The sequence below is a fragment of the Ferrimonas kyonanensis DSM 18153 genome (assembly GCF_000425405.1).
Lineage (GTDB): Bacteria > Pseudomonadota > Gammaproteobacteria > Enterobacterales > Shewanellaceae > Ferrimonas > Ferrimonas kyonanensis.
The window spans coordinates 158,936-183,241 of the sequence record NZ_AUDJ01000001.1; the positions used below are offsets into that span (position 1 = coordinate 158,936).

Consider the following 24,306-nt stretch of genomic DNA (forward strand, 5'->3'; position numbering starts at 1 on the left):
CAGAGAGTTTCCGTTCTTTCACCCTGTCCGTCGGGTGCTTTCCCATTTTTTTACAACCAACGTCCTGTTGGTTGAGGTCCTCTCCTTTGGATGCCCCATACTTTACGGAGTTTGAGCTGGATCGCAACTTTTTTTTGCCGAAGTGTTATGACCGCTCGTGATTGTTAACAAAGCAAAACACTGTTTTTTCTTAAGAGGGCCACGATCTTGCAGGTAATTATTCGACATTTTAGGGGGTGCGCAATGGCGAATGTCTTACAAGCAGTGGGGCAAAAAGCGCGATGTTCTGACTGTGACCTGGGTCCGAAATGGTCAGATGTTAAAAAGGCGAGCCTCGGCTCGCCTTGATTGTTGTCGCGGTTACCGGCACGAAAAGCGCCGGATTGAAGGTTACTTAAGGCTGGAAACGTACTGCGACAGCAGCGCGATGTCCTCATCCTTCAGGTTTTTAGCGACACCGGACATCATGCCATTGAGATCATTATGGCGAACGCCGCTGCGGAATTTTTCCAGCTGGGCCTTGATGTAATCCGGGTGTTGGCCTGCCAGGCTCGGGTAACCGGCCAGGTTCATGCCTTCGCCGTTGGGGCCATGGCAGGCGGCACAGGCGGTGATCTGACGACTGGCATCGCCGGCCATGTACAGCTTTTTGCCCGCTGAGGCGGTTTGAGCATCGATGCTGACACCGGCAGTGCTGGTCTGCGAGGCATAAAATGCCGCTACGTCCGCCATCTGCTCTTCGGTCAGTGTCATGGCCATGCCGCTCATGATCGGATCATGACGCCCCTCTTTGCCCCCGGTCATGGCAGCTTGCTTCAGTTCTTGCAACTGCTTGACCAGATAGCCTTGGTGCTGACCGGCCACCTTGGGGTAGAGGCTGATCAGACTGTTGCCATCCATGCCGTGGCAGGCGATACAAGTGGTTGAGGCGACTTGCTGGCCTTTGGTGGCGTCTCCCTGGGCCTGAACAGTACCGCTGAAGACGGCGAGCACAGAAAGTGTTAGTGCTAATTTTTTCATTGTGTTCCAACTTATATTTGCGTGGCTCGTTCTTTCCCTGTCCAGCCTCGCCACGTGATAGAATGATGGAGAGGCTCGCGGTTTGTATTTTACACTAATTTGTCGATAGATCTAAAAAATCGGCACTTTGTGACCGCGAGCAAGTTTTTAACCCGCTTGTGGAGAGTGTACGTGACCGACACCGCCATCGATTTTCGTCGCGCTAAGTATATGCTCAGCGCCCCCGATATTAGTTTTTTGCCGCCGGATACCGGTGTCGAGGTGGCATTTGCCGGCCGCTCCAATGCGGGCAAGTCCAGTGCCCTGAATACCATGACCGACCAACGGGGATTGGCGAAGACCTCCAAAACCCCGGGTCGTACCCAGATGATCAACCTGTTTGAACTGGCAGAAGATCGCCGCTTGGTGGATCTGCCGGGTTACGGTTTTGCCCAGGTGCCGCTGGAGATGAAGAAGAAGTGGCAACATGCGCTGGCCGAGTATCTTGAGAAGCGAAACTGTCTGAAAGGGCTGGTGGTGCTGATGGATTGTCGGCATCCCCTCAAGGATCTGGATGTCAATATGATCCGCTGGGGCGTGGCGGCGGAGTTGCCGGTGCTGGTGTTACTGACCAAGGCCGATAAGTTGAAGCAGGCGGTCAAGCAGAAGACCTTGCGGGATGTGAAAGCCAGTCTGGAGGCGATGGACCTGGATGGTGACATCAAGGTGCAGTTGTTCTCTTCCCTGAAGGGAACCGGGCGCACCGAGGCCATTAAAACGGTCACCGCCTGGTTGGAACAGCCGCTGTAACGGCAGAGCCGATAATGAAGAGGTGACCTGGGGTCGCCTTTTTTTTCGCCCTGAAAAAGAAAAAGCCGATGATGAAATCCACCACCGGCGTGTAAAAAGCTCAATTTTGGGGAGAAGCTTTTTCAACGATAACAAGACGAGAATCAAACTGGATTGGGGTCCAATCCGATTCTTCATAGCCATAATACTCCGGTCTGGACCAAACTTAAAGCATTTGCTCTATTTCAATTGTGCAACGAATTGGTAACTGAAGTTCGAACCGGATGAAAATTTCAGAAGCCGAAAAGAAAAAACCCCGGTGACCGAAGTCACCGGGGCGCCATAAAAATTTGGCTGATCACGCGAAGTGATCGAATAAGGTTTGTTAAGATAGAACATCTTACCTCTGTACCCTACGAGCGAAAGCATAGCCAACCAGTTTCGCCAGTAAAAGATAAATTGGATTCTGGAGCAATGTTTTGTGATCTCGATCGATAAAACCCACCACTTTTTGCTGTTTTTGATCCAATAACTACATAAACAGTCATTATCTTTTTGTTCACCTTGATGACATTCTGTCGTCATTTTCAGGGTGTTTTGTGATCCTGGTCGCCGCCGACGGCCGGAACCGTGTTTGGATCTCAAAAAAATGGCCCGTCACAGTGCCGTGACGGGCCAAGGTTTCGTCAGCCAAGGATCAGTGGGCTTGATCCCAGTTGTCGCCCAGTCCCGCTTCGGCGATCAACGGCACATCCAGTTCGGCGGCATTGGCCATCAGATCGCACAGGGCGTCTCGATGGCGGTCGGCAACCGAGGCCTTGACCTCGAACACCAGTTCATCGTGAACCTGCATCAGCATTCGAATCTCATCGCTGCACTGGGTGTCCAGGTAGCCGGCGACGTCGATCATCGCCCGTTTAATGATATCGGCGGCGGTGCCCTGCATCGGTGCGTTGATGGCGGTGCGCTCGGCGGCCTGCTGTCGCATTTTATTGCGGGCGTTGATGTCAGGCAGGTGCAGGCGACGGCCAAACAGGGTCTCAACGTACTGTTGTTCGTGGGCCTGTTGGCGGGTTTTCTCCATGTACGCCTTCACTCCGGGGTAACGATCGAAGTAGACGTCGATGTAGCGCTGGGCTTCGCCACGGGCAATGCCCAGTTGTTTGGCCAAGCCAAAGGCGGACATGCCGTAGATCAGGCCAAAGTTGACGGCCTTGGCCCGGCGGCGCTGTTCATTGCTGACCTCATCGAAGGCCACGCCGAACACCTCGGCGGCGGTCGCGCGGTGCACGTCTTTGCCGTGGGCAAAGGCATCCAACAGGCCGCGGTCCTGAGACAGGTGTGCCATGATTCTCAGTTCAATCTGCGAGTAATCGATGGCCAGCAGTTGATAGCCCTCTGGGGCGATGAAGGCCTGGCGAATGCGCCGACCCTGTTCGCTGCGAATCGGAATGTTCTGCAGGTTGGGATCGGAGCTGGACAGGCGGCCGGTAGCGGTAACGGCCTGGTGATAGGAGGTGTGTACCCGGCCACTGCTTTGCACCATCAGCGGCAGCTTGTCGGTATAGGTGCTTTTCAGCTTGGCCAGGCTACGGTGCTCCAGAATCAGCTTGGGCAGTTGGTAGTCCTGGGCCAGATCCTGCAGCACCTCTTCGGCGGTAGAAGGGGCTCCTTTGGGGGTCTTCTTCAGCACCGGGTAGCCCAGTTTTTCAAACAGGATCTGCTGCAGTTGCTTGGTGGAGGAGAGGTTGAAGCTCTCGCCGGCCAGCTCATGGGCCTGCTGCTCCAGCGAATCCAGCAGGTTGGCAATTTCGCTGCTTTGCTGGTGCAGAAGATCGCTGTCCAGCATCACCCCCTGGCGCTCGATGGCGGACAGAATCGGTACCAGAGGCATCTCGATGTCGCGAAATACTCGATGGCAGCCGGGCTGTTGCTGCAGTCGCGGTAGCAGGTGCTGATGCAGTTGCAGGGTAATGACGGCGTCTTCGGCGGCGTAGGGGGCAGCCTGCTCCAGTTCAATCTGGTTGAAGGTTTTTTGCTTGGCACCTTTGCCGGCAATCTCTTCGAAATGAACGGTTTTATGGCTCAGGTATTTGAGTGCCAGATCGTCCATGTTGTGCTTGCTGGCGGTGCTGTTGAAGCAGTAGGACTCCAGCATGGTATCGAACTCGATGCCCTTCAGTTCGATGCCATAGCGGGCCAGGACCGACATGTCGTATTTCAGGTTCTGACCCACCTTGAGCTTGTCTGGGTTTTCCAGCAGCGGCTTGAGGCGGCTCAGTACTTGCTCCCGATCCAATTGCTGCGGGGCCCCTTCGTAGTCGTGGGCCAGTGGCAGGTAGGCGCCCCGATCGACGCCGACGGCGAAGCTGATCCCCACCAGTTCCGCTTCCATGTAGTTGAGGCTGGTGGTTTCGGTGTCCAGGGCGAACAGTTGGGCCTGATCGAGTCTATCGAACCACTGATCCCACTGTGCCTGAGTCAGGATGGTGTCGTGCTCAAAGGCGCTGGCCTTGCTGGTGTCTGATTCACCGTTGTCGGTGGCGGTGGCATGGCGACCGTCGTCCAGCAGTTCCGCCAGCCAGCGTTTGAATTCCATCTCGCCAAACAACTTGATCAGGGCGTCTTTGTCGGCGGAGATCACCTTCAGATCATCGATGGATTCGGTCAGTGATACATCCAATTTGATGGTAGCCAGCAGATAGGAGAGTCGGGCGGCCTCTTCATTTTCCCGTAATTTTTTCGGCATGGTTTTGGCGCCGCGAAAGCCCAGTTCCACCACCGCATCCGGGTCGCCATAGATGGCGTCCAGGCCGCCGATGCCCTGCAGCATGGCCAGGGCAGTCTTCTCTCCGACCCCGGGCAGGCCAGGAATGTTATCCACTTTATCGCCCATCATCGCCAGCAGGTCGATGATCAGCTCCGGACCAACCCCAAATTTGTCCACCACGCCCTGGGGATCCATCACGGTGTCGGTCATGGTGTTGATCAAGGTGATGTTGTCGGTCACCAATTGCGCCATGTCTTTGTCGCCGGTGCTGATCACTACCTTGTGGCCTTCGAGTTCTGCCTGTCTGGCCAGGGTGCCGATAACGTCGTCTGCTTCCACGCCTTCGATCATGATCAGCGGCAATCCCATGGCCCGGATGATGTCGTGAACCGGCTGTATCTGACTGCGCAGATCGTCAGGCATAGAGGGGCGTTGCGCCTTATATTCCGGGTAGATGTCGTCCCGGAATGTCTTGCCTTTAGCATCGAATACCACCGCCAGGTGGCTGGGATTAAATTGGCGAATCAGGCTGCGCAACATGTTGATCACTCCGTACACGGCACCGGTAGGTTCGCCATTGGAGTTGGTCAGGTGTGGTGGCGCATGAAAGGCGCGATACAGGTAGGAGGAACCGTCGACGAGGACTAATGGATTTTCAGGTAACTGAGCCATGGGGATACTGAGTAATGGAAGAGATGGCTAAGGATGCCATGAGCGTGCCAATTTCGCCAGTCGTCGCGCATTTTCCACAGAGTTATCAACAGCTGCCAGCAAATGCCCAACCTGTGGATAAATCTGTGTGTTACTGGCAAAGCAGGGGGATCGAACGAAAACGCGATCGAGATCAACGAATTCACTGTTCTTATTATTTTTCAATTATTTATGAAATTGATCTGTGGCGATCTCACACACCGATCCGCTCCATCCGGTTTTGTGGATATTGCTATTTTCGTCTAAGTTGGCAGAGGATACTCTGGAAGGCCTGAAAACTGCTGGAATGCCATCCGACATCTGGCGAAATAAGTTAGCATAAAAAATCGCCATGTATAGAGATCGGCGTTAACAAATTAGCAATATTTGGCTATATAGCTATTACTTTTTAGTCTCTAATGGAATAAGAGGAGAACCGAATGAAGCGGATTGCTGTGATACTCAGTGGTTGCGGGGTGTTTGATGGCTCGGAGATCCACGAGTCGGTATTGGCCATGCTGGCCATAGAACGTAATGGCGCGGCATATCAGTGCTTTGCTCCAGATACCGAGCAACTGCATGTGGTCAATCATCTCAGCGGTGAAGTGGTCGAGGGTGAGGCGCGTAATTGCCTGGTGGAGGCCGCCCGCATTGCCCGGGGGCAGGTTCGGCCATTGTCGGAACTGCATGCGGCCGAGTTTGATGCGCTGGTGGTTCCCGGCGGCTTCGGGGCGGCCAAAAACCTGTGTGATTTTGCCCTGGCGGGAACCGAGTGTCAGCTGACCGAGGCGATGATGGCGGCGGCTGGGGGATTTGCACAGGCGGGAAAGCCGGCCGGATACCTGTGCATCAGCCCGATGATGTTGCCCCGAATCTATGGTGACGGCATCGAGGGCACCATAGGCACGGACCATGAGACGGCGGCGGCATTCAATGCCATGGGGGGACAACATCATCCCTGTTCGGTGGAGGCGATCCATGTGGATCGGCGGCATAAGGTGGTGACAACGCCGGCGTACATGCTGGCCGATGGCCTGTCTCAGGCGGCGAAGGGGATCGATGCCCTGGTGGTTCAGGTGTTGGCCCTGTGTGAGTGACCGACAAAAAAAATGGCCAGCAATCGATGCTGGCCAAACCGTGTGAGCAATGCTGTGAGCTAAAACGCCACCGACGTCTTTCTGGTGACTAAATGTTGGAACGCATGTAAATAATAACCATTCTCATCTGTGATGCAACCCTTTTTGTGTTTTTTTTGATTCAGCTTGAAGGCGATGGCTGCGCAAAAAAAATGGCCAGCAATTGATGCTGGCCAAACCGTGTGAGCAATGCTGTGAGCTAAAGACCACCAAAATCGTTCTGGTGGTTAAGTGTTGGAACGCACTTAAATGATAACCTTTCTCATTCGCATTGCAACCACTATCGGCTTTTTTTTACAAACTCTTTTCCAGCAGGATGCGGTAATCCAATGGCGTATCGCTGGCCCGCTCCATGTCCACCAGGTGGTAGCCCTTGCCCAGCAACATCCGCAGCATGGCCGGGTAGCGATTGCGGCTCTTTACTTTGATCAGGCGGTAGCCCTGCTCGGCCACCCATTGTTCCTGGCCCTGCAGCAGCGCCTTGGCGATTCCCAGGCCCCGAAAGTCCGGCAATACCGCACCAAGCCAGGAGTAAAAGTCGGTGTCATTGAGGGCGTAGCCTACTTTGAATGCGGCGGCTTCGCTTTCGACTTCGGCAATCTGAATCAGGTGTGGGACTTCATTCAACCGTTGTTGATAGGTCTCCAGCGGGTAGGGGCGATCCAACTCCGGCACCTGCTCCACCAGAGCCATTACTTCTTCAATACTGCCTTTACGCCAGTTCATGTGGTACATCTCCTACTCCGGAAGTTCAGATTTTAGTTGCTCAATAAAGCTTTCCATCCAGCGCCAACGACGTTCGCCTTCCTGGCGACCGGCAACGGTTTTCAGTTGTCCCGGCAGGTGTTGCAGCTTAACGAAAAAATGGTCCAGGCTGTAGCGGTTATCGTCATACTCCCGCTGCTGGGCAAAGGGATCCTGGCCGTGATACAGCTCGCTCTGCCATTGTCCACCCAGCATCAGGCAGCGGGCGGTGCCGATGGCGCCTAGGGCATCAAGACGATCGGCGTCTTGCAGTACTCGGGCTTCCAGAGTGGTAGTCTCCAGGCCGGCAGACCAACTGTGACTGGCGATGGCATGGTGAATGGGGGCCAGCAGAGGTTGCGGATAGCCCTGTTGGCTTAACCACTCAATGGCGGCGTCGGCGCTAAGAGTCGATGCCTGGCTGCGGCGGGGATCGCGTTTGTCGATGGAGACGCAATCGTGAAGGTAGGCCGCCGGCAACAACACATCCAGTTGGGCACCCTCGGCCCGACCCAGCTTGTCGGCGGTGGCCACGACCCTCAGGACATGGTCCAGGTCGTGAGCGGCATCGCTGTGGTTCTCGGACAGCCAGGCGAGGCTGGCTGTGATCAGTGACTCATTGAAATGCCTCAGGCTCATTAGGCGAGGGTCCTTGGTATTGAGTTGTCAGACAGCAAGATGCGATCCGACAGGAATTTCAGTAAAACGCCATAAGCTGGCAGAAACAGCCCGAGACTGATCAGTAACTTAAAGCCATAATCGACGCTGGCGATCTCCGGCCAGTGGCTGGCCATAAAGGGATCCGAGCTGGCATAGAATGCCACCGAAAAGAACACCAGGGTATCGATCAGGTTCCCAAAAATGGTGGATGCTGCCGGTGCAACCCACCATTGCTGAGTCTGACGCAGGCGGGCAAACACCTTGATGTCCATCAACTGACCGAACAGGTAGGCGGCGAAGCTGGCAAAGGCGATGCGAGCGACGAAGGTATTGAAGCTCAATAGCCCCTCGCCACCCTGAAACTGGCCTTCAAAGAACAGCACTGAAATGACGTAGCTGGCCAGCAGCGCCGGCATCATGGCACCAAAGATGATTTTGCGTGCCGATGGGGCACCAAAAATCCGCACCGTCAGGTCCGTGGCCAGATAGACAAAGGGAAAACTGAAGGCGCCCCAGGTGGTGTGCAGACCAAAGATCTGGAACGGGAGCTGCACCAGGTAGTTGCTGGCGGTAATAACGATAATGTGAAAGCTGACCAGGATGATCAGGGCGCGTTTCACCTGCGCCGCGGTAAGTTGCAACATAATGTCACCTTTTTGGTAAGCGGGGTGAGGGAACCCGAAAGACTGAATGCCTGACCGTTGTCAGGGGGGCGCAAATTATAGCCAGTCAAATCCAAAAAACAAGGGGGGAAGGGGGTGTCGATCAATAGGCTTCTCTGCGGTGCAGTGGCATAATGACCGCCATTATGGTTCGAGAGGCGAAGAGATGGCACAGCAGGATTGTTGCAGCCAGCCGGGACTGATGCTCCCGGCGGCGGCGTTGGAAAAAATGTACGGCGCCTGTGAACCCCTTATTCAGGTTGAAGAGGTGGCCCTGGAGGAAGCAGTCGGCCGGGTATTGGCTGAGGACGTGTGTTCTGCCATCGACCTGCCTGGGTTTGATAACTCCTCCATGGACGGGTATGCCGTCCGGGCGGCCGAGGTGGTGAAAGGGCAACCATTGGCCATCGCCGGTAAGGCGTTTGCCGGGATTCCCTTCGACGGCGACGTGCCGGCCGGTGCCTGCGTCCGCATCATGACCGGTGCGCCACTGCCACCGCAGATGGACGCCATCATCATGCAGGAAGAGGCCGACGTCGACGGCGATCAGGTTCGCTTTCGAGTTGAGGTTGAGCCGGGCTTCTTCGTTCGCCACCGTGGCAGCGAACTCAAGCAGGGGCAGCAGGTGCTGGCCCGCGGTACCCGCATCGGTGCCGCCGAGATTGGGGTACTGGCCACGGTGGGGCATGGCCGGGTCCAGGTGCTTAAGCCGTTGACGGTGGTCCTGTTCTCCACCGGTGATGAACTGGTACCGCCGGGGCAACCGCTGCAGGCCGGTCAGATTTACGATTCCAATCGCCACGCCCTGAGAACCATGCTGCAGGCCATGGGGGCCAAGGTGATCGACCTCGGAGTGATCGCCGACGATCTCGAGTTGGTCCGCGATGCCTTCCGCCGTGCCGATGAGCTGGCCGATGTGGTGGTCACCTCTGGTGGGGTGTCTGTCGGCGAAGCCGATTACATCAAGGTGGTGCTGGATGAGATGGGCAAGATTAATTTCTGGAAACTGGCCATCAAGCCCGGCAAGCCGTTTGCCTTTGGCAAGCTGCCTAACTCCTGGTTCTGTGGTCTGCCGGGTAACCCGGTGTCCTCGATGGTCACCTGCTACCAACTGGTGCAGCCGTTCCTGCAGCATCTGGGGGGCGAGCGACGTCAGCAGGCGCTGACCCTGTCTGCCACCCTGACCGACCGCATTCGTAAGAAGCCGGGGCGGCAGGAGTACCAGCGCGGGGTGTTGTCCCGTGCTGACGACGGCCAGCTGCGGGTAGAAACCACCGGCGCTCAGGGCTCGGACATGACCACCTCCATGAGCCGGGCCAACTGCTTTATCGTGTTGGCCCGGGATGAAGGCAGCCTGGAGCCTGGCGCCCAGGTGTCGGTGGAGCCCTTCAATCAGGTTCTGGGGGGCTTGTGATGGAGATTTTGTCCGATCAGGAGATGATGCGCTACAACCGTCAAATCGTGATTCCCGCGTTTGACCTCGATGGCCAGGAGGCCCTCAAGCAAGCCCGAATCCTGGTGATTGGTGTCGGTGGTCTGGGCTGTGGCGCGGCTCAGTATCTGGCTGCGGCCGGGGCGGGTCGTCTGACCCTGGTGGATTTTGACCAGGTGGAAACCCACAACCTGCAGCGACAGATTCTGCATACCGATGCCCGGGTGGGCATGAACAAGGCCCAGTCTGCCTGTACGGCCATTGCCGAGCTCAATCCCCACGTCGAGGTGGCGGTGATCGAGCATAAGCTGGATGCTGAGCAGTTGGCGCAGCAGGTGGCCCAGCACAGCATCGTGCTGGATTGCACCGACAACCTGGATACCCGCAATCAGCTCAACCAGGCGTGTTTCGATGCCAGGGTGCCGCTGGTGTCCGGGGCGGCGATTCGTATGGAGGGGTTGGTCACTGTCCTCAATTACGCCGACGACCAGCCGTGCTACCACTGTTTTTCTGCCATGTTCGGCAACCAGCAGTTGTCCTGTGTCGAAAGTGGCATCCTGGCGCCGGTGGTGGGACTGGTGGCCTGCATTCAGGCTACCGAAGCAATCAAGCAGTTGTCTGGCATGGGTAAGCCGCTGCATGGTCGTATGCTGATGATCGATGCCATGACCATGCAGTTTCGAGAGATGAAGGTGCCGAAGGCGCCGGGCTGTCCGGTCTGTGGGCAGGGGTAATCGAACACCGAAATTAAAAAGGCGCCGATGGCGCCTTTTTTGTATCTGAATCAGGGGTGTTTGCGGTGAACCACCCACAGCGCATGCAGGATGCCAGGAACAAAAAACAGCAGGCAAGCCAGCAGGTTTATCAGCAAATCCCGTCCCAGCCCTCGATGCAGAAATACCGCAACGGGAGGGAGTAAGATGGCAATCAGCGTCAATAGCAGGGAATCGGTGTTCATCAGGTATGCCTCCGGTTCCTCTAAGTATAGCGCTGAAAAGCCGAGTTATTTGGGCCAGAGAGGGGGCGTCTGCTGCCACTGCTGCAATTGCGTCAGTAGCGCCGGCGTTGCAAACTCCGGCCCCTGTTGTGGCAACGCGTAGAAGTGGTGGCTGTGTCCGTTAAGTTCAAAGGCCAGGCTGAGGGCGTGCAGGTAGGTGCGATCGGTCTCGCTGCCGCCATACAGGGCGTCGCCGAGGATGGGGGCGCCCAGACTCTTGAGGGTGACGCGGATCTGGTGGGTTTTACCGGATAGCGGTCGCAGCAGGTAGGCGCGCAGCCCTTGCCCCAGCCCGTGGCTGACGAACTGGGTGTGAGCCGGATTGCCATCGCCGTCTCTGGCCAGCTTCCAGGCACCGCGGCGGGCCTTGACGATGTGGCCTTTAATGCTGCCCTGTTTCTTCTTGGGCTTGCGATTCGACAGCGCCAGGTAACGTTTTTCCATCTGGTGAGTGCTGAAGGCCTCGGTGAGCGCGGCTGCGGTGGCCGGATTGGTGGCCAGCACCAGTACGCCGGAGGTGACGGTGTCGAGTCGATGCACCGGGTAGAGTTTCAGCGACAACTGCCGCTCCAGCTGCACCACCAGGCCAGGTTGGCCATCCTGGCTGTGGAAATGGATGCCGGCGGGCTTGTTGATCACCACAAAATCGCGGTGCTGGTGCAGAATCGGAATCATCTTGGACTCAAAGAAAACGACGGAAGTGCCAGGCTGAAGGCACCGAAAGGCGCCAGTGTAACAGATGCGGTGGCCAGGTTGATAAGGCGCGCTTGCCAGCAAGGTTTGCCTTGTTCGCTACCGCTTTGATAGCGTGGACCCAGAATTGTCGATACAAGGATACGGCCCATGAGTTCCACCCCCTCCATCGCTCGCTGCAGTTGCGGTCAGCTTCAGGCCGAGGTGATCGGTGCGCCGCTGCGAGTGTCGGTGTGCCATTGCCGAGCCTGCCAGCGCCGCAGCGGCAATGTGTTTGCCACTCAGGCCCGTTTTGCCGAACCGCAGGTCAAGGTGAGCGGCACGTCGAGTCGATACCTGCGGCAGGCGGACAGTGGCAATGAGGTGGCGTTTCACTTCTGCCCTCGGTGTGGCGCCACGGTGTACTTTCGGCTGTTGGCTCTGCCCGGTGCTATCGTCATTCCGGTGGGGGCCTTTGCCGACAACGATTTTCCCGCCCCCGAGCTGTCTATCTACGAGGCGCGTCAACACCCCTGGGTACGGATGCCGGACGACATCGACCACCACCCCTGACAGCAAAAAAGCCAGGCCTAGGCCTGGCTTGATCGGAGTGTGGTGGCGTCAGAAACTGGCGCCGACCCACAGCCACAGTTTGTCGGTATCCACCTTGCCACTGGCGGCGTCGCCGGCGGCGTACATGGCGTACTTGATGCCGCCATTGTAGTGTTTGGCAAACTTGGTGGTGTACTGCAGGTTCCATTCATCGCCAAGGTCGCTGACCCCGGGGGTGGATTGTTCGGCCTCGAAATCGTGGTAGGCCAGCGTCCAGGCACCCACCGGCAATTGCCCGGTCACAGTCAGGTACAGATCTTCCAACCCCTGACCGGGGGTGGTCAGGAACTGATCGGCCCAACCGTTGAACTTGTGCAGGGTGGCCAGCGGGGTGGCAAAGCCGTAGTTGCCACTGTCCGAGCCGAGCACTTCGTAGCCCAGGGTGGCTTTCAGGCCGAACAGGCCGACGCCGCCCTCCAACAACCAGTAATCGGCGTCGAAGCTGGCGCTGGCGCTGTCCGATTCCTGAGTCGCCCATTCGGCGGCGTAGGAGATCGTGGTGCCGTCCAGATCGGTGTTACCGGCAAAGCGTACGCCCCAGGTATCGAGGCCGTTGTCGGTGTTGTCGTCGACCTCCAGCAGGTAGCCATACCCCACCAGGGTACCGAAGGCGGTTTTGTAGCTGGCGTTCAACAGGTGGTCGTCGGCATTGACGTCCCGCTCTTCGGCGAAGATGCGGTTTCGCTGGCTGAGGTAGCCATAGTTAAGGCTCAGATTCTTCATCGGCGTATAGCTGATGGTGGCGCCGTCGAAGGTCTGTCGGTCTTGACGCCAGCCCACGTGACCGACGAAGCGCTGGTTGTCCCAGGCGATGACCTGTCGACCCAGTTTGACGGTCATCATGCGGCTTTTGTATTGCAGCAGCGCCTGATCCAGTTCGGTGGTTTCCGGATCGGCGATCACCGAATACGCCGGTCGAGAGCCCAGCCCGTCGTTGTAGTCATCGACATTGAATACCTGACGGGAGTCTTCAAACTCCACCAGCGCCGAAAAGCCATAGGCGGCGCCGGTCTGGTAGGTGAGGCGGGTTCTCAGGGTCAGGGCGTCGGCGTCCTTAAGGGCGTTGTCCTGTTGCACATTCTCGTAGCGCATGCGCATGTCCAGGGTGGCTTTGCCGCTGGTGATGGCGTTGGCCACCGGGTCGGCGGCGGCGAACAGCCAGCCGGGGGATAGGGCCAGCGTCAGTGACGCGGCCAGAGTCATCAGTTTCATCATCCATTCCTTAGTTATTGTGAATTACTCTGTTGCGGGCGTGTCGTTCCTCGGCCCGGTGGTGTTACCGATTCCTCCCGTTGGTTTCCTAAGTGATAACTCTAATTTAGCCGTTTACGTCGCTTTTGCAGTAATAATCTTCATTTTCTGTGTCACCGCAGCGATACAGTTCCGGAAGATGCGCCGTTCAGGGGCAGGGAATGGCGACTAAGAGGAGGCTGGAAATGAGCTTAAGTAGCTGATTGGAAATAGAAAAATAAAAAGGGAGGCTCGGCCTCCCTCGAAAAGATTCAGGACGGTGTTTTGCTTTTCAGCCAGCGAGGTTCGGATACCAGGCCCACCACCTGACCGGGACGCAGTTCCGGGCCGTGTTCCGCCAGCTTCAGGGTCAGTTCCCCGGTGGCGGCATTATAATGGCTGACCTCGGCGTGGCCCCGGCGCTTGGGCAGGTGATCGCCGACGTCGCTGGTGGGGCCGATGGCGTCGATCTTGCCGTGTCCCATCAGAATCAGCGGATCGCACAGGTTGAGGGTTTCCGAGACCGAATGGCTGATGTACACCATGGGAAATGGGGTGGCGGTGTCGTTGAGGAAGCCCATCAGGTGCTGACGGCTGGCAAAATCCAGCGCCGCCAGCGGCTCGTCCAGCAGCAGGATTTTCGGGGCTGCCATCAGTGCCCGGGCGATGGCCACCCGTTGTCGTTGTCCGGCAGACAGCGATGGGGCCGGTTTTTCCATTAGCGGGCGAATGTCGCAGCCGTCGATCACTTTCTGCAGAGGAATGAACTTGTCTTTCGCCTGGCGTCGGGCCAGATCCAGGTTACCGCGCACCGTCAGGTGCGGAAACAGGCGGCTGTCCTGAAACACCATGCCGATGCGGCGCTGCTCAGGGGGCACAAACACGCCCTTGGCGCTGTCCTGAAGCACTTCGCCATCCAACTCGATGGTGCCTTCCAGCTCCCGGTTGAGTCCGGCGATGGCCCTCAGCAGTGAGGTTTTACCTGCGCCGGACGGGCCAAACAGACCGGTGATGCCGCGCATCTCCAGGTCACACTTGGCCTCCAGGTTAAACTGCCCCAGGTGCCCCTTCAGATCGAATTTCAGTTGCATGGTTACCAGTATCCCCAGCGGCGTTCGTTTTGTTGCAGGAAGCCGTAGATGAACACCAGCAGCGACATGGACAACACCAGCAGGCCGCCAGCCAGGGTGTGGGCCTGGTCATAGGCCAGGGCCTCCACGTGTTCAAACAGGGCGATGGAGATGACCTGAGTTTCTCCGGGAATGTTGCCGCCGATCATCAGTACCACCCCAAACTCTCCCAGGGTGTGGGCGAAGCCCAGCATCGAGGCCAGCAGAAAGCTGCGCTTGGTCATGGGGAACACCACGTAGTGGAAGCGCTGCCATCGCCCCATGCCCAGGGTGGCGGCAGCCTCCAGCTCGCCGGTGCCCATGGTGACAAAGCCGGATTGCAGCGGCTGCACCACGAAGGGCAACGAATAGATCATCGAGCCGATCACCAGTCCGGTGAAGGAGAACGCCAGTGATTGACCAAACAGCTCCTGAAACGTCGATCCCATGGCGTACTGGGGGGAAAACGCCAGCAGCAGGTAGAAGCCCAGCACCGTCGGTGGCAACACCAGTGGCAGGGCCACCACGGCCTCCACCATGGGGCGTAACCGGGAGCGGCTGTGGGCCAGCCACCAGGCCAGTGGCGGGCAGACCAGGATCAGGGCGATGGTGGTGATGGTGGCCAGCTTGAAGGTGACCCACAGGGCCTCGATGTCAGCGGACAGCAACATAGCTGCTGACCTGGTATCCGGCATCGGAAATCAATTGGTGTTGTTCGGCCATAAAGGTCAGCAGTTGCTGGGCCAGTTCGGGGTATTGGCTGCGGGTCAGGACCACCGCCTGCTGCTCCAGCGGATGGTAGTAGCTGTCGGGAATGATCCAGTAGCGATCCGGGCTGACATTGGCCGAGCGCAGCTGAGACAGCGCCACCAGGCCAGCCTGGACATTACCGCTATCCACATACTGGTAGGCTTGCAGGATATTGGCCCCGGTGACGATGCGGCCATGGAGTCGCTCCTTGGCCTTGAGTCGAGTCAGTACCTGGTTGGCGGCCGCCCCGTAGGGGGCCAGTCTGGGGTTGGCAATGGACAGCTTATCCTGCCATTGGCTCAGGCTGGCTTCACTGGGTTGCCCCTGGCGCTGCCAGTAGGCCAGTTGGCCGATGGCGTAGGTGGTGCGACTGCCGGAAACCGCTTTACCATCGGCTTCCAGCAAGGCGGGACGTTCTTTATCGGCAGCCAGGAACAGATCGAAGGGGGCACCGTGTTGGATCTGGGTGTACAAGCCCCCGGTGGATCCGGAAGAGATTCGAATCTTGTGGCCGGTTTCGGCCTCGAAACGCTGGGCGATGTCGGTGAAGGTGTGGGCAAAATTGGCTGCCACGGCCACCTTCAGTTCCTGTGCGTGTGCGCTACAGCCGACGATCACCAGCAGGCTGGCAATAAAGAGACGCATCATAACGGTTATTCCTCGTGCCACATCTCGGCGGCTTGTTGGTCTGAGTCCTTGGCTTCCACCCAATGGGCTTCGGCGTCGGTTTGCTCTTTTTTCCAGAACGGCGCCCGGGTCTTGAGGAAGTCGATCAGGTATTCGCTGGCGGCAAAAGCCGCCTTACGGTGGGCGCTGGAAACGCCGATAAACACAATCTGATCGCTCAGGGTCAGCGGGCCGACCCGGTGGATGATGGTCACCTCGTCCAGAGGCCAGCGTTGGCGGGCCTCCTGCTCGATCTGGGTCAGGACCGCTTCGGTCATGCCGGGGTAGTGTTCCAGCACCATGTTGGTGACGCCCTGGTTGTCACCAAAGTCGCGGACCTTGCCGACAAAGGTCACCACGGCACCGCAGGCTGGGTTGTCTGCCAGCCTGGCGTACTCATCGGCGACGCAGAAATCTTGGGTTTGTACCCGGTTCATCTTTAGCCTCCGGTTACTGGTGGGAAGAAGGCGACCTCGTCACCGTCTTCCAGTTCGACCTGCCATTGGCTCAGCGTCTGGTTCACGGCCACTAACAGGTTGTCGGTTCCCAGGGCCTGTTCCCATTTGTCTCCCTGGGCAGCCAGGAAGGTGCGCAAGCTGTTGGTGGTCATGCAGTGCTGGTATTCCAGCTCAATCTGGTCAACACCAATCACTTCCCGCACCTGAGCGAAAAACAGAACCTTAATCATTTTATGCCTCGTCAATCTTAAAGTGGCCGGATTTGCCGCCACGCTTCTCGAGAAGCTTAACACCGTCGATGACCATATCCTTTTGCACCGCTTTACACATGTCGTAAATGGTGAGCGCTGCCACAGATGCGGCGGTCAGGGCTTCCATTTCGACGCCGGTTTGCCCCGACAGTTTGCACAGGCTGCGGATGCGAACCTGGTTGAGCTCGGGCTCCGGAATCAGATCCAACTCCACCTTGGTCAGCATCAGCGGGTGGCACAGCGGAATCAGGTTCGAGGTCTGCTTGGCCGCCATGATGCCGGCAACGCGGGCGGTGGCAAACACATCCCCTTTGTGGTGACGACCTTCGACAATCATCGCCAGTGTGTCGGGGGCCATCTTGACGATCGCTTCGGCGCGGGCTTCCCGCTCGGTGGCCTGTTTCTCGGTGACATCCACCATGTGGGCTTCGCCCTTGGGATTGATGTGGGTAAATCCGCTCATGATCAGGCCTCAACCGGTTTCAGGTGGGTAACGAAGTTGCACGGCGTGTGGGTGCTGTTCAACTGTTCCACCAGAATTTTGTTCCAGCCGGTGCGGCAGGCGCCGGTGGAGCCAGGCAGGCAGAAGATGGCGGTGCGGTTGGCCATGCCACCGATGGCGCGACTCTGCACGGTGCTGGTACCCAGTTCGGTAAAGGTGATGTGACGGAACAGCTCGCCAAAGCCCTCGATCTGCTTGTCGAACAGCACGGCCACCGACTCCGGCGTGGAATCGCGCTCGGTGAAACCGGTGCCGCCGGTGGTGATCACTACCTGAACGTTATCGGAGGCGATCCACTCGGACAGGACGGCGCGAATCTGGTACTTGTCGTCCTTGATGATGCGGCGATCCGCCAGCTTGTGGCCGGCCGCCAGCAGTGAGTCTTCCAGAAACTGGCCGGATTTGTCGGTGTCGAAATCACGGGTATCAGACAGGGTCAGAACGGCGATGTTCAGAGGTACAAAATTAGCTTGTGACAGGTGTCCCATAATGGTGTCTCTTTGTTGGTTTAGCGCCCTAGTATATGGACGACTGAATTCGGTTATTTGCGCTGGATCAGTTAGCCGCCTATCGACGCCAGATGCTGGGTGACGCCGGTCAGGCCCTGATGCAACTGGTGAGTCTCGGTTTTCTGTTTCAGCTGTTGGTGCAGGCGAGCGACCAGCGCCGCCTGATGATCATCGTGCCCCAGCAGATCCCGCAGTTCCACGCCACATTCGGTGAACAGACACAGGTGCAGCTTGCCGATGGCCGAAACCCGCAAGCGGTTGCAGGTGGCACAGAAATCTTTGGCGTAAGGCATGATCAGGCCGATGCGACCCTGGTAATCTGGGTGGCTGAAGTTCTGCGCCGGGCCGTCAACCGGCCCCCGAGGATCTTCAGTCCAGCCCTGGGCCAGCAGTTGCTGCTTGATCACCATGCCGGAGACGTGGTGACGCTGGAAATACTCCTGACCCAGTCCGGTCTCCATCAACTCGATAAAGCGGATATCCACCGGGCGGTGGCGGATGTACTCCAGAAAGTTTGGCAGCTGATGAGCGTTGAGTTCGTTCAGCAGCACCACGTTGATCTTGACCTTGTGGTAGTCGGCGTCCAGCGCCGCCTCGATGCCGTCGAGCACTTTTTGCTGGCGGCCGTCGCCGGTGATCTGGCGAAACAGCTTTTCATCCAGGCTGTCGAGGGAGACGTTAATCTGGCTCAGTCCCAGTTGACGCCAGCGATGGGCGTTTTCCGGCAGGCGATAGCCGTTGGTGGTGGTGGCCACGGTGTCGATGCCTGGGGTATTGGCTGCGAGCTCAATGACTTGATCGAAGTCCTTGCGCAGGGTGGGTTCCCCGCCGGTGATTCGAATCTTGCGGGTGCCGACAGTGGCGAACGCCCGGATAACCCGGCCGACTTCGTCCACAGACAAAAAACGGGATTTGCCACTGCGCTGATAGCCATCGGGCAGGCAGTATTGGCACTTGAAGTTACAGGCGTCGGTAATGGAGAGACGCAGGTAATGAAATTCGCGACCATAGCGGTCTTGGAGTTCTGTCATGTGTCACCTTTCCAAACACGGGAGGTAGCGAGATTTCTCTGCGTTACCCTGGTGGCGGTATGCCACGGCTTGAAGACCATATATTCACTTAGGTCGGCCAAGCTCGGTTCACAACTTCCGCTAAGTTTAATCCATTCTGTTCAAGAACAACAACGTGGCTGGATCACAGAATTGACGCTGTTGTGAATTCTGTTTTGTCATAACGGCGAAAAAGCCGACAACTGGTAGGAACAGCTAACGGTGGCTTTTTAACCAAACGCGCGTTTAATTTTTGTCGTTATGCAGTAAGCTAGGGGCGTTAGGGAGATAAGAACGACAAAGGAATAACAAGATGGAACGCGAATCAATGGAATTTGACGTGGTCGTTGTTGGTGCCGGCCCTGCCGGGCTTGCCAGTGCGATCCGTCTGAAGCAACTCAATGCCGACCTGAACCTCTGTGTGGTCGAGAAAGGGGCCGAGGTTGGGGCCCACATCCTGTCCGGTGCGGTGTTTGAACCCAGGGCCCTGGATGAACTGCTGCCCGATTGGCAGGCTCAGGGAGCACCGCTGAATACGCCGGTGACCGGCGATGACATCTATCTGCTTAAAGCCGACTCCGCCAACCACTTTCCCAATGCCCTGGTGCCCAAAACCATGCACAACCACGGCAATTACATCACCAGTATCGGTAACCTGTGTCGCTGGTTGGCGGAGCAGGCCGAAGCCCTGGGGGTGGAGATTTATCCGGGCTTTGCCGCTTCCAAGTTGATCATCGAGGAAGGGGTGGTCAGAGGGATCCTCACCGGTGACATGGGCGTCGGCACCGATGGTGAGCACAAAGACAGTTACATGCCGGGGATGGAACTGCGAGGCAAATATACCCTATTGTCGGAAGGCTGCCGAGGCCACCTGGGTAAGCAGGCGATCAACCAGTACCAACTGAGTCAGGAGGCCGACCCTCAGCATTATGGCATCGGCTTTAAGGAGATTTGGAAGGTGCCAGCCGATCAGCATCGTCCTGGTCAGGTGGTGCATACCGCCGGCTGGCCTCTGGATGGCGAAGGCAGCGGCGGTGGTTATCTGTACCACGCCGACAACCACGAGGTGTGGGTCGGACTGATTGTGGACCTGAACTACACCAACCCCAACCTGTCGCCCTTTGAAGAGTTTCAACGCTACAAGACCCATGGTGTGATTGCCCAGCATCTCCAGGGCGGAGAGCGGGTGGCCTATGGTGCTCGGGCCATTACCAAGGGGGGGCTGAACGCCCTGCCGAAACAGCATTTCCCAGGTGGACTGTTGTTGGGGTGTGACGCCGGTACCCTGAACTTCGCCAAGATCAAGGGCACTCATACTGCCATGAAGTCTGGCATGGTGGCCGCCGAGGTGCTGGCCGGGGTGCTGACCGACTCCCATGCCGGTGGTGAGGACCTGGTTCAGTATGCCGAGGCCGTTCAGCAATCCTGGCTTTATGATGAGTTGTATCGGGCCCGCAACTTTGGACCGGCCATGCATAAGTTTGGCTCGCTGCTGGGGGGAGCATTTAACTACCTGGATCAGAATTGGTTCGGCGGTAAGTTGCCGTTTACTCTGCACGACACCGGTGCGGATTATGACGGCATGCAGCCGTTGTCACAGGCCAGGGTGATTGAGTACCCCAAGCCGGACGGAAAGCTCAGTTTTGACCGGCTCAGTTCGGTGTATCTGTCCAACATCTTCCATGAAGAGGATCAACCCTGCCATTTGAAGCTGGCGGATGCCAGCATTCCCATTAAGGTGAATCTGGCCCAGTACGGAGAGCCGGCGCAGCGTTATTGCCCCGCCGGCGTGTACGAGGTGGTATCGGAAGGTGGCGAAGATACGTTTGTCATCAACGGTCAGAACTGCATCCACTGCAAGACCTGCGACATCAAGGATCCCAGTCAGAACATCACCTGGGTGGTGCCTGAGGGCGGTTCCGGCCCCAATTACCCAAACATGTGAGTGCCCAGATCTGATGGAAAGCCCGCTTCGGCGGGCTTGTTGTTTCAGGCAATCACATAGCGGTTTCGACCCTCTAGCTTGGCCTGATTCAGGGCCTTTCCGGCTTGCTCGACCAAGGCATCGGCACCTTGCCCCGGGGTCCACTGGGCCACGCCGGCACTGAGGGTGATGGTGTCGCTGATGGGGGAGTGGCTGTGGGTCACGGCGGCTTCCGCGACTTCGGTGCGCAGTTGTCTGAGCAGCCGTTCGGCGCCGCCTTTATCGGTGGCGGGCAGCAAAATCGCGAACTCCTCACCGCCGTAGCGGGCAATGACGTCGGTCTGGCGACGGCTGCAGTGCACCATCAGCTTGGCCAAGCCTTTGAGGCACAGATCGCCGGCTTTATGGCCGTAATGATCGTTGTAGCTGCGGAAGTAATCCACATCCAGCATCACCAGAGTCAGCGGGTTGCGGGTGCGGCGATTTTCCGCCACCAGTTGCTTGAGGCGCTGGTCAAAGCGACTGCGGTTAGTGATGCCGGTGAGGCCATCCTGATCCGATTTCTGACTCATCAATTGCTGCAGTTTGCGATACCGGTCTTGCTGGCGGCGGCTGAGCCGGCTCCAGCGGCTCAGGGTGTGTTGCATCTGCTGTGCCACCACCAGGCTGATGGCCAGCAGCGTCAGGGCATACCAGGGAAACGGCGAGGTGGTGGTTAGGGCGGTTGTCAACGGCAGCAGCAGTGGCACCAGCAGTGCCACAATGGCCACCGGCCGGGTGTATAGGGTAATGGCGCTGGTCAGGACGATGACGGCATCGGTGAGGATCAGGGTGGTGAGATTAGTGGTGCCCAAGCTCAGTTGATGCAGGGCGACGAAGGCGCCGGCCACCAAGGTTTGCACTGGCAGTTGCCAGTCCGGCCCTCTCAGCGCCGACAGGGGCTTGGCCAATAGCACCGATAAGCCCAGTAGAATCAGCATTGGCACCCAGCTCATCAGCCCACTGGAAGGGGACTGCAGCAGCGCATTAACGGCAACCAGCAACAGCAGCAGACCGATCAGCCGCTGGTAGCCGTGACGGGCGATCCTCCGAAGGTGAAATGCCATAAGCTCATCCTTGAGTGTGTTTAAGAAAACTCCTTAGCTTTTCGGAAGGGATGGAGCTGGCACTCTGCAAGGCAAACGAGGCCCAGCGGGCGCCTTGTTCCATGGCGTGCTGCAGATCCTGCTGTTGCAGTAACCCGTCGATCAGTCCTGCCGCATAGGCATCGCCGGCGCCGGTGGTGTCGATCACCTCCGTTGCTACCGCTGCCACCGAAAAGCTGCGATCTTGAGTATAGGCGATGGCGCCGCTTTCGCCCTGAGTGACAATAAAGGCCTGCAGACTGCTGCCGGCGATCTGCTGGCCAAACAGCCAAGGATCGTCGATGTGATGCTGGCCAAGGTCGTCTACCGAGGTGATCAGGTAGTGACAGGGGCGGCGGCTGAGGTCTTTGGGCAACTGGGCGATAACCGTGGCCTGGGGCAACACCGACTGCATCAGTTGTGGCAGCCCTTCGGCGGTCAGGTTGACGTACAGGGCGTCCATGGGCTGATGGCTGAGGCTGGCGGGCAGCAACAGCCGCGGACGGTTGGGACGCAATATGGTGCGTTCACCGTCTGGTTCCATCAACAATTGCAGTGCCTGGGTTGGCCCCGGGTGACGGTGTACCTGCTGGCAATCCAGCCCCAGCTTCTCGGCTTGTTGCAGCAGCCAGTCTCCGAGATCGTCGGAGCCGACCTGGCTCAGCAGGGCGACCTGGTGGCCAGCCCAGGCCAGCGCGGTGCCGGTGTTGGCTGCGCCGCCACCAATCCGCTTGCCCAGATCTTCGTAATGGATGCGGGCGCCGGTGGTCAGGGGGCGGCTCAGCCGCAGAATGTGATCGCAGTTGAGGTTGGCGATGGTCAGTATTCGGGCCATGAGTGAGTTACTGTCGGCGAATGTTAACCCCGAGTATATCAATGACCCGGACAGGTTGCGCTAGTGCCAGGATCAACAAAGGGCGATGAAAATCGCCCTTTGTCTGCTGCGACCATGGCCGGGTTTACATGTCACCGGCCTTCAGTGGCCGTCGCAGTTCGGCGCGGACGTTGTCCATGCCGGCATAGAAGTTTTTCATCATCAGTACGCCCATCATCAGGCCGTTCGGTGTCGCCTGCAGCTTATCCGGATCGCTGGGATCCTGAACCAGGCCACCGGTGGCCTTCATAAAGGCCATCTCTTTGGTCAGCCCGCCCCACAGGCTCTTGCCAAAGTTGTCCTTGAAATAGGACTTGGACAGGCGGCCGCCAAACAGATTCAACAGGAAGCGGTACTGCATCACGGCTTTCTCGTTGTAGTATTTGGACGATTCCACCCCCATCTTGCCGGCGGCGATCTTTTCCTGATACTTGCGCAGCGAGAAGCTGTTTACGTACAGGGTATCGTGCAGGAAGCTGAAGCTGCCTGAGCCGACACCCAGGTAGTCGTCGTAGTTGACCACGTATTCGTCGAAGCTCTGATCCGCTTTCTTGCCAAAGGACCAGGCGGTCATCTGATCGTAGTGACCATTGAGGGTGTTGAGGATCAGCTCGTAGTCGCGGGCGATGTCCTGCTCGTTGTTGGCCAGGCTGCCCTTGGCACTTTTACGGGTCTGGTGGGTGACCATCAGCGGATAGGTGGTGATCTGGGTCGGCGCCAGGCGCACCAGCGTCTCCATGTCCTTGCGAATCACGTCCTGAGTCTGGCCGGCAAAGCCAAAGATCATGTCGACGCTGAGGATGGGGAAGTTCTCTTTGGCACGGGCCAGTTTCTCGTAGATCACTTCCGGCTCGCCAAACTTCTCCAACCGATCGGTTCTTGCCAGAATATCCCGGTCGAAGCTTTGTACGCCCACAGACAGACGGTCCACCAAACCGTGCAGCTGAGTGAACTCCATCGAGGTCAGGTGCAAAGGATCCGATTCACAGGATACCTGCTTGATGGAGGGGAACAGCTTGCGGGCGTGCTCAATGGTCTTGGCCAGTTCATCCACCAGTACCGTGGTGGTGCCACCGCCGATGTACAGCTCCTCGAAGTCGTAGCCCAGCGCCTTGGCCATGTCCATCTCGGCGCGCAGGGAGTGGAAGTAGGCCCGGGCCTTGTCTTCCTTAAACAGGAAGCGGTGGAAGGTACAGAAGCTGCACAGGGTGTGGCAGAACGGTACGTGGGCGTACAGCATGTATTTGCGTCCCGGCATCGGTGCCGGCATGGTGTCGCACGCCTGAGTGTCGAGACACAGGTGCCGCTCGGTGTAGTACTCCATCACCCGCTCCAGACTGTTCAGCATCCAGGTTGGGGTGGTGATTTTGGCCGTTTCTCGAATAGCGGCGTTGTTTAGGGCACGTTCTGCGAGCGACATGGTGGACTCTCTGGCTTCAAGGAATTAACCGCAGTCTAGTGTACCCGGGCAATGGCAATCTGTGAGCGGTTTCCGAAACTTTGTACTGTTAAGAGAAAATTGGTCAGATCTGTGATCCATTTGGCTTCACTTTGTGGTCTGCGCTGTGATGGTGCGCAGGGTTTTGCTGTGTTAAACCACACAAAAAAGGGGGGTAATGATCCCTGAGCGGCCGCTAATGTCGAATTGCTTACAGGATTTTCATCCCGAGCGGGCACGGCGCTGTCTAAGCTTGAGG

General features: G+C 57.8%; 25 protein-coding genes and 1 riboswitch. Of the genes, 6 read left to right on the forward strand and 19 right to left on the reverse strand.

Annotation, left to right across the window (positions count from 1 at the left end):
* Positions 1-390: 390 nt before the first annotated feature.
* Positions 391-1,020 (reverse strand): c-type cytochrome, encoded by a 630-nt coding sequence (locus H598_RS0100740; RefSeq protein WP_028111282.1) that lies wholly within the window; start codon positions 1,018-1,020, stop codon positions 391-393.
* Positions 1,021-1,191: 171 nt separating this feature from the next.
* Between H598_RS0100740 and yihA the strand changes: the two genes are divergently transcribed.
* Positions 1,192-1,809, forward strand: coding sequence for a ribosome biogenesis GTP-binding protein YihA/YsxC (yihA, locus tag H598_RS22935; RefSeq protein WP_035414892.1), 618 nt, complete (start codon positions 1,192-1,194; stop codon positions 1,807-1,809).
* A gap of 676 nt (positions 1,810-2,485) precedes the next feature.
* Here yihA and polA read toward each other — a convergent pair.
* Complete coding sequence (gene polA, locus H598_RS0100750; protein WP_028111283.1) at positions 2,486-5,230, reverse strand: DNA polymerase I; 2,745 nt, start codon at positions 5,228-5,230, stop codon at positions 2,486-2,488.
* 458 nt (positions 5,231-5,688) lie between these two features.
* Between polA and elbB the strand changes: the two genes are divergently transcribed.
* Complete coding sequence (gene elbB, locus H598_RS0100755; RefSeq protein WP_028111284.1) at positions 5,689-6,345, forward strand: isoprenoid biosynthesis glyoxalase ElbB; 657 nt, start codon at positions 5,689-5,691, stop codon at positions 6,343-6,345.
* A 333-nt stretch (positions 6,346-6,678) separates the two neighbouring features.
* On the opposite strand, the gene H598_RS0100760 is transcribed toward elbB, so the two are convergent.
* The 3 genes from H598_RS0100760 to H598_RS0100770 are packed head-to-tail and all read right to left on the reverse strand — an operon-like array spanning position 6,679 to position 8,432.
* Positions 6,679-7,110, reverse strand: coding sequence for a GNAT family N-acetyltransferase (locus H598_RS0100760; RefSeq protein WP_028111285.1), 432 nt, complete (start codon positions 7,108-7,110; stop codon positions 6,679-6,681).
* A 12-nt stretch (positions 7,111-7,122) separates the two neighbouring features.
* Entirely contained in the window at positions 7,123-7,767 is a 645-nt protein-coding gene (locus H598_RS0100765; RefSeq protein ID WP_051252208.1) for an HD domain-containing protein, read from the reverse strand.
* The gene (locus H598_RS0100770) at positions 7,767-8,432 is read right to left on the reverse strand and encodes a 7-cyano-7-deazaguanine/7-aminomethyl-7-deazaguanine transporter (protein ID WP_028111287.1); all 666 of its coding nucleotides are present in this window, start codon (positions 8,430-8,432) and stop codon (positions 7,767-7,769) included. Before H598_RS0100770 ends, H598_RS0100765 begins: the two co-directional genes overlap by 1 nt.
* A gap of 184 nt (positions 8,433-8,616) precedes the next feature.
* Here H598_RS0100770 and moeA point away from each other — a divergent pair, with 184 nt between their 5' ends.
* Both moeA and moeB read left to right on the forward strand, forming a co-directional pair.
* Positions 8,617-9,864, forward strand: coding sequence for a molybdopterin molybdotransferase MoeA (moeA, locus tag H598_RS0100775; RefSeq protein ID WP_028111288.1), 1,248 nt, complete (start codon positions 8,617-8,619; stop codon positions 9,862-9,864).
* Positions 9,864-10,616, forward strand: a complete 753-nt coding sequence (moeB, locus tag H598_RS0100780; protein ID WP_028111289.1) for a molybdopterin-synthase adenylyltransferase MoeB — start codon at positions 9,864-9,866, stop codon at positions 10,614-10,616. Before moeA ends, moeB begins: the two co-directional genes overlap by 1 nt.
* A gap of 50 nt (positions 10,617-10,666) precedes the next feature.
* On the opposite strand, the gene H598_RS25865 is transcribed toward moeB, so the two are convergent.
* Together H598_RS25865 and H598_RS0100790 are read right to left on the reverse strand one after the other, a co-directional pair.
* A complete protein-coding gene (locus H598_RS25865) occupies positions 10,667-10,840 on the reverse strand; it encodes a YqaE/Pmp3 family membrane protein (RefSeq protein WP_028111290.1) in 174 nt (57 codons plus the stop codon).
* 45 nt (positions 10,841-10,885) lie between these two features.
* Entirely contained in the window at positions 10,886-11,554 is a 669-nt protein-coding gene (locus tag H598_RS0100790) for a TIGR01621 family pseudouridine synthase (protein WP_028111291.1), read from the reverse strand.
* 168 nt (positions 11,555-11,722) lie between these two features.
* On the opposite strand from H598_RS0100790, the gene H598_RS0100795 reads away from it, so the two are divergent.
* Positions 11,723-12,124 (forward strand): GFA family protein, encoded by a 402-nt coding sequence (locus H598_RS0100795; protein WP_028111292.1) that lies wholly within the window; start codon positions 11,723-11,725, stop codon positions 12,122-12,124.
* Between the two features lie 48 nt (positions 12,125-12,172).
* Here the strand turns inward: H598_RS0100795 and H598_RS0100800 are convergent, their stop codons facing one another.
* The 9 genes from H598_RS0100800 to moaA all read right to left on the reverse strand — a co-directional run bounded on the left by H598_RS0100800 (position 12,173) and on the right by moaA (position 18,669).
* Positions 12,173-13,375, reverse strand: coding sequence for an alginate export family protein (locus tag H598_RS0100800; RefSeq protein ID WP_028111293.1), 1,203 nt, complete (start codon positions 13,373-13,375; stop codon positions 12,173-12,175).
* A gap of 290 nt (positions 13,376-13,665) precedes the next feature.
* Positions 13,666-14,484, reverse strand: a complete 819-nt coding sequence (locus H598_RS22945) for an ATP-binding cassette domain-containing protein (protein ID WP_051252210.1) — start codon at positions 14,482-14,484, stop codon at positions 13,666-13,668.
* Positions 14,485-14,486: 2 nt separating this feature from the next.
* Entirely contained in the window at positions 14,487-15,173 is a 687-nt protein-coding gene (gene modB / locus H598_RS0100810; protein ID WP_028111294.1) for a molybdate ABC transporter permease subunit, read from the reverse strand.
* A complete protein-coding gene (modA, locus tag H598_RS22950) occupies positions 15,157-15,900 on the reverse strand; it encodes a molybdate ABC transporter substrate-binding protein (RefSeq protein WP_051252213.1) in 744 nt (247 codons plus the stop codon). Before modA ends, modB begins: the two co-directional genes overlap by 17 nt.
* 5 nt (positions 15,901-15,905) lie before the next feature.
* A complete protein-coding gene (gene moaE, locus H598_RS0100820; RefSeq protein WP_028111295.1) occupies positions 15,906-16,355 on the reverse strand; it encodes a molybdopterin synthase catalytic subunit MoaE in 450 nt (149 codons plus the stop codon).
* Between the two features lie 2 nt (positions 16,356-16,357).
* Positions 16,358-16,606, reverse strand: a complete 249-nt coding sequence (gene moaD, locus H598_RS0100825; RefSeq protein ID WP_028111296.1) for a molybdopterin synthase sulfur carrier subunit — start codon at positions 16,604-16,606, stop codon at positions 16,358-16,360.
* 1 nt (position 16,607) lies between these two features.
* Positions 16,608-17,093, reverse strand: coding sequence for a cyclic pyranopterin monophosphate synthase MoaC (gene moaC, locus H598_RS0100830; RefSeq protein ID WP_028111297.1), 486 nt, complete (start codon positions 17,091-17,093; stop codon positions 16,608-16,610).
* Positions 17,093-17,617 (reverse strand): molybdenum cofactor biosynthesis protein B, encoded by a 525-nt coding sequence (gene moaB / locus H598_RS0100835; protein WP_028111298.1) that lies wholly within the window; start codon positions 17,615-17,617, stop codon positions 17,093-17,095. The genes moaC and moaB overlap by 1 nt, the downstream gene beginning before the upstream one ends.
* A 71-nt stretch (positions 17,618-17,688) precedes the next feature.
* Positions 17,689-18,669, reverse strand: coding sequence for a GTP 3',8-cyclase MoaA (moaA, locus tag H598_RS0100840; protein ID WP_028111299.1), 981 nt, complete (start codon positions 18,667-18,669; stop codon positions 17,689-17,691).
* A riboswitch (molybdenum cofactor riboswitch) is annotated at positions 18,658-18,790 on the reverse strand. (Overlaps the previous gene by 12 nt.)
* 210 nt (positions 18,791-19,000) lie before the next feature.
* Between moaA and H598_RS0100845 the strand changes: the two genes are divergently transcribed.
* Complete coding sequence (locus tag H598_RS0100845; RefSeq protein ID WP_028111300.1) at positions 19,001-20,632, forward strand: electron transfer flavoprotein-ubiquinone oxidoreductase; 1,632 nt, start codon at positions 19,001-19,003, stop codon at positions 20,630-20,632.
* 44 nt (positions 20,633-20,676) lie between these two features.
* On the opposite strand, the gene H598_RS25345 is transcribed toward H598_RS0100845, so the two are convergent.
* The 3 genes from H598_RS25345 to H598_RS0100860 all read right to left on the reverse strand — a co-directional run bounded on the left by H598_RS25345 (position 20,677) and on the right by H598_RS0100860 (position 24,029).
* On the reverse strand, positions 20,677-21,717 hold the full coding sequence (locus H598_RS25345; RefSeq protein WP_051252216.1) for a GGDEF domain-containing protein: 1,041 nt from the start codon (positions 21,715-21,717) through the stop codon (positions 20,677-20,679).
* Positions 21,718-21,721: 4 nt separating this feature from the next.
* Entirely contained in the window at positions 21,722-22,570 is an 849-nt protein-coding gene (locus tag H598_RS0100855; protein WP_028111301.1) for a PfkB family carbohydrate kinase, read from the reverse strand.
* A 124-nt stretch (positions 22,571-22,694) separates the two neighbouring features.
* Positions 22,695-24,029 (reverse strand): coproporphyrinogen III oxidase family protein, encoded by a 1,335-nt coding sequence (locus H598_RS0100860; protein ID WP_028111302.1) that lies wholly within the window; start codon positions 24,027-24,029, stop codon positions 22,695-22,697.
* Positions 24,030-24,306: the final 277 nt, after the last annotated feature.

What these genes read in the sequence shown, in the direction of transcription:
- H598_RS0100740 (WP_028111282.1), bottom strand. Translation starts at nt 1,020, where the DNA reads ATGAAAAAATTAGCACTAACACTTTCTGTGCTCGCCGTCTTCAGCGGT.
- polA (WP_028111283.1), bottom strand. Translation starts at nt 5,230, where the DNA reads ATGGCTCAGTTACCTGAAAATCCATTAGTCCTCGTCGACGGTTCCTCC.
- elbB (WP_028111284.1), top strand. Translation starts at nt 5,689, where the DNA reads ATGAAGCGGATTGCTGTGATACTCAGTGGTTGCGGGGTGTTTGATGGC.
- H598_RS0100760 (WP_028111285.1), bottom strand. Translation starts at nt 7,110, where the DNA reads ATGAACTGGCGTAAAGGCAGTATTGAAGAAGTAATGGCTCTGGTGGAG.
- H598_RS0100765 (WP_051252208.1), bottom strand. Translation starts at nt 7,767, where the DNA reads ATGAGCCTGAGGCATTTCAATGAGTCACTGATCACAGCCAGCCTCGCC.
- H598_RS0100770 (WP_028111287.1), bottom strand. Translation starts at nt 8,432, where the DNA reads ATGTTGCAACTTACCGCGGCGCAGGTGAAACGCGCCCTGATCATCCTG.
- moeA (WP_028111288.1), top strand. Translation starts at nt 8,617, where the DNA reads ATGGCACAGCAGGATTGTTGCAGCCAGCCGGGACTGATGCTCCCGGCG.
- moeB (WP_028111289.1), top strand. Translation starts at nt 9,864, where the DNA reads ATGGAGATTTTGTCCGATCAGGAGATGATGCGCTACAACCGTCAAATC.
- H598_RS25865 (WP_028111290.1), bottom strand. Translation starts at nt 10,840, where the DNA reads ATGAACACCGATTCCCTGCTATTGACGCTGATTGCCATCTTACTCCCT.
- H598_RS0100790 (WP_028111291.1), bottom strand. Translation starts at nt 11,554, where the DNA reads ATGATTCCGATTCTGCACCAGCACCGCGATTTTGTGGTGATCAACAAG.
- H598_RS0100795 (WP_028111292.1), top strand. Translation starts at nt 11,723, where the DNA reads ATGAGTTCCACCCCCTCCATCGCTCGCTGCAGTTGCGGTCAGCTTCAG.
- H598_RS0100800 (WP_028111293.1), bottom strand. Translation starts at nt 13,375, where the DNA reads ATGAAACTGATGACTCTGGCCGCGTCACTGACGCTGGCCCTATCCCCC.
- H598_RS22945 (WP_051252210.1), bottom strand. Translation starts at nt 14,484, where the DNA reads ATGCAACTGAAATTCGATCTGAAGGGGCACCTGGGGCAGTTTAACCTG.
- modB (WP_028111294.1), bottom strand. Translation starts at nt 15,173, where the DNA reads ATGTTGCTGTCCGCTGACATCGAGGCCCTGTGGGTCACCTTCAAGCTG.
- modA (WP_051252213.1), bottom strand. Translation starts at nt 15,900, where the DNA reads ATGATGCGTCTCTTTATTGCCAGCCTGCTGGTGATCGTCGGCTGTAGC.
- moaE (WP_028111295.1), bottom strand. Translation starts at nt 16,355, where the DNA reads ATGAACCGGGTACAAACCCAAGATTTCTGCGTCGCCGATGAGTACGCC.
- moaD (WP_028111296.1), bottom strand. Translation starts at nt 16,606, where the DNA reads ATGATTAAGGTTCTGTTTTTCGCTCAGGTGCGGGAAGTGATTGGTGTT.
- moaB (WP_028111298.1), bottom strand. Translation starts at nt 17,617, where the DNA reads ATGGGACACCTGTCACAAGCTAATTTTGTACCTCTGAACATCGCCGTT.
- moaA (WP_028111299.1), bottom strand. Translation starts at nt 18,669, where the DNA reads ATGACAGAACTCCAAGACCGCTATGGTCGCGAATTTCATTACCTGCGT.
- H598_RS0100845 (WP_028111300.1), top strand. Translation starts at nt 19,001, where the DNA reads ATGGAACGCGAATCAATGGAATTTGACGTGGTCGTTGTTGGTGCCGGC.
- H598_RS25345 (WP_051252216.1), bottom strand. Translation starts at nt 21,717, where the DNA reads ATGGCATTTCACCTTCGGAGGATCGCCCGTCACGGCTACCAGCGGCTG.
- H598_RS0100855 (WP_028111301.1), bottom strand. Translation starts at nt 22,570, where the DNA reads ATGGCCCGAATACTGACCATCGCCAACCTCAACTGCGATCACATTCTG.
- H598_RS0100860 (WP_028111302.1), bottom strand. Translation starts at nt 24,029, where the DNA reads ATGTCGCTCGCAGAACGTGCCCTAAACAACGCCGCTATTCGAGAAACG.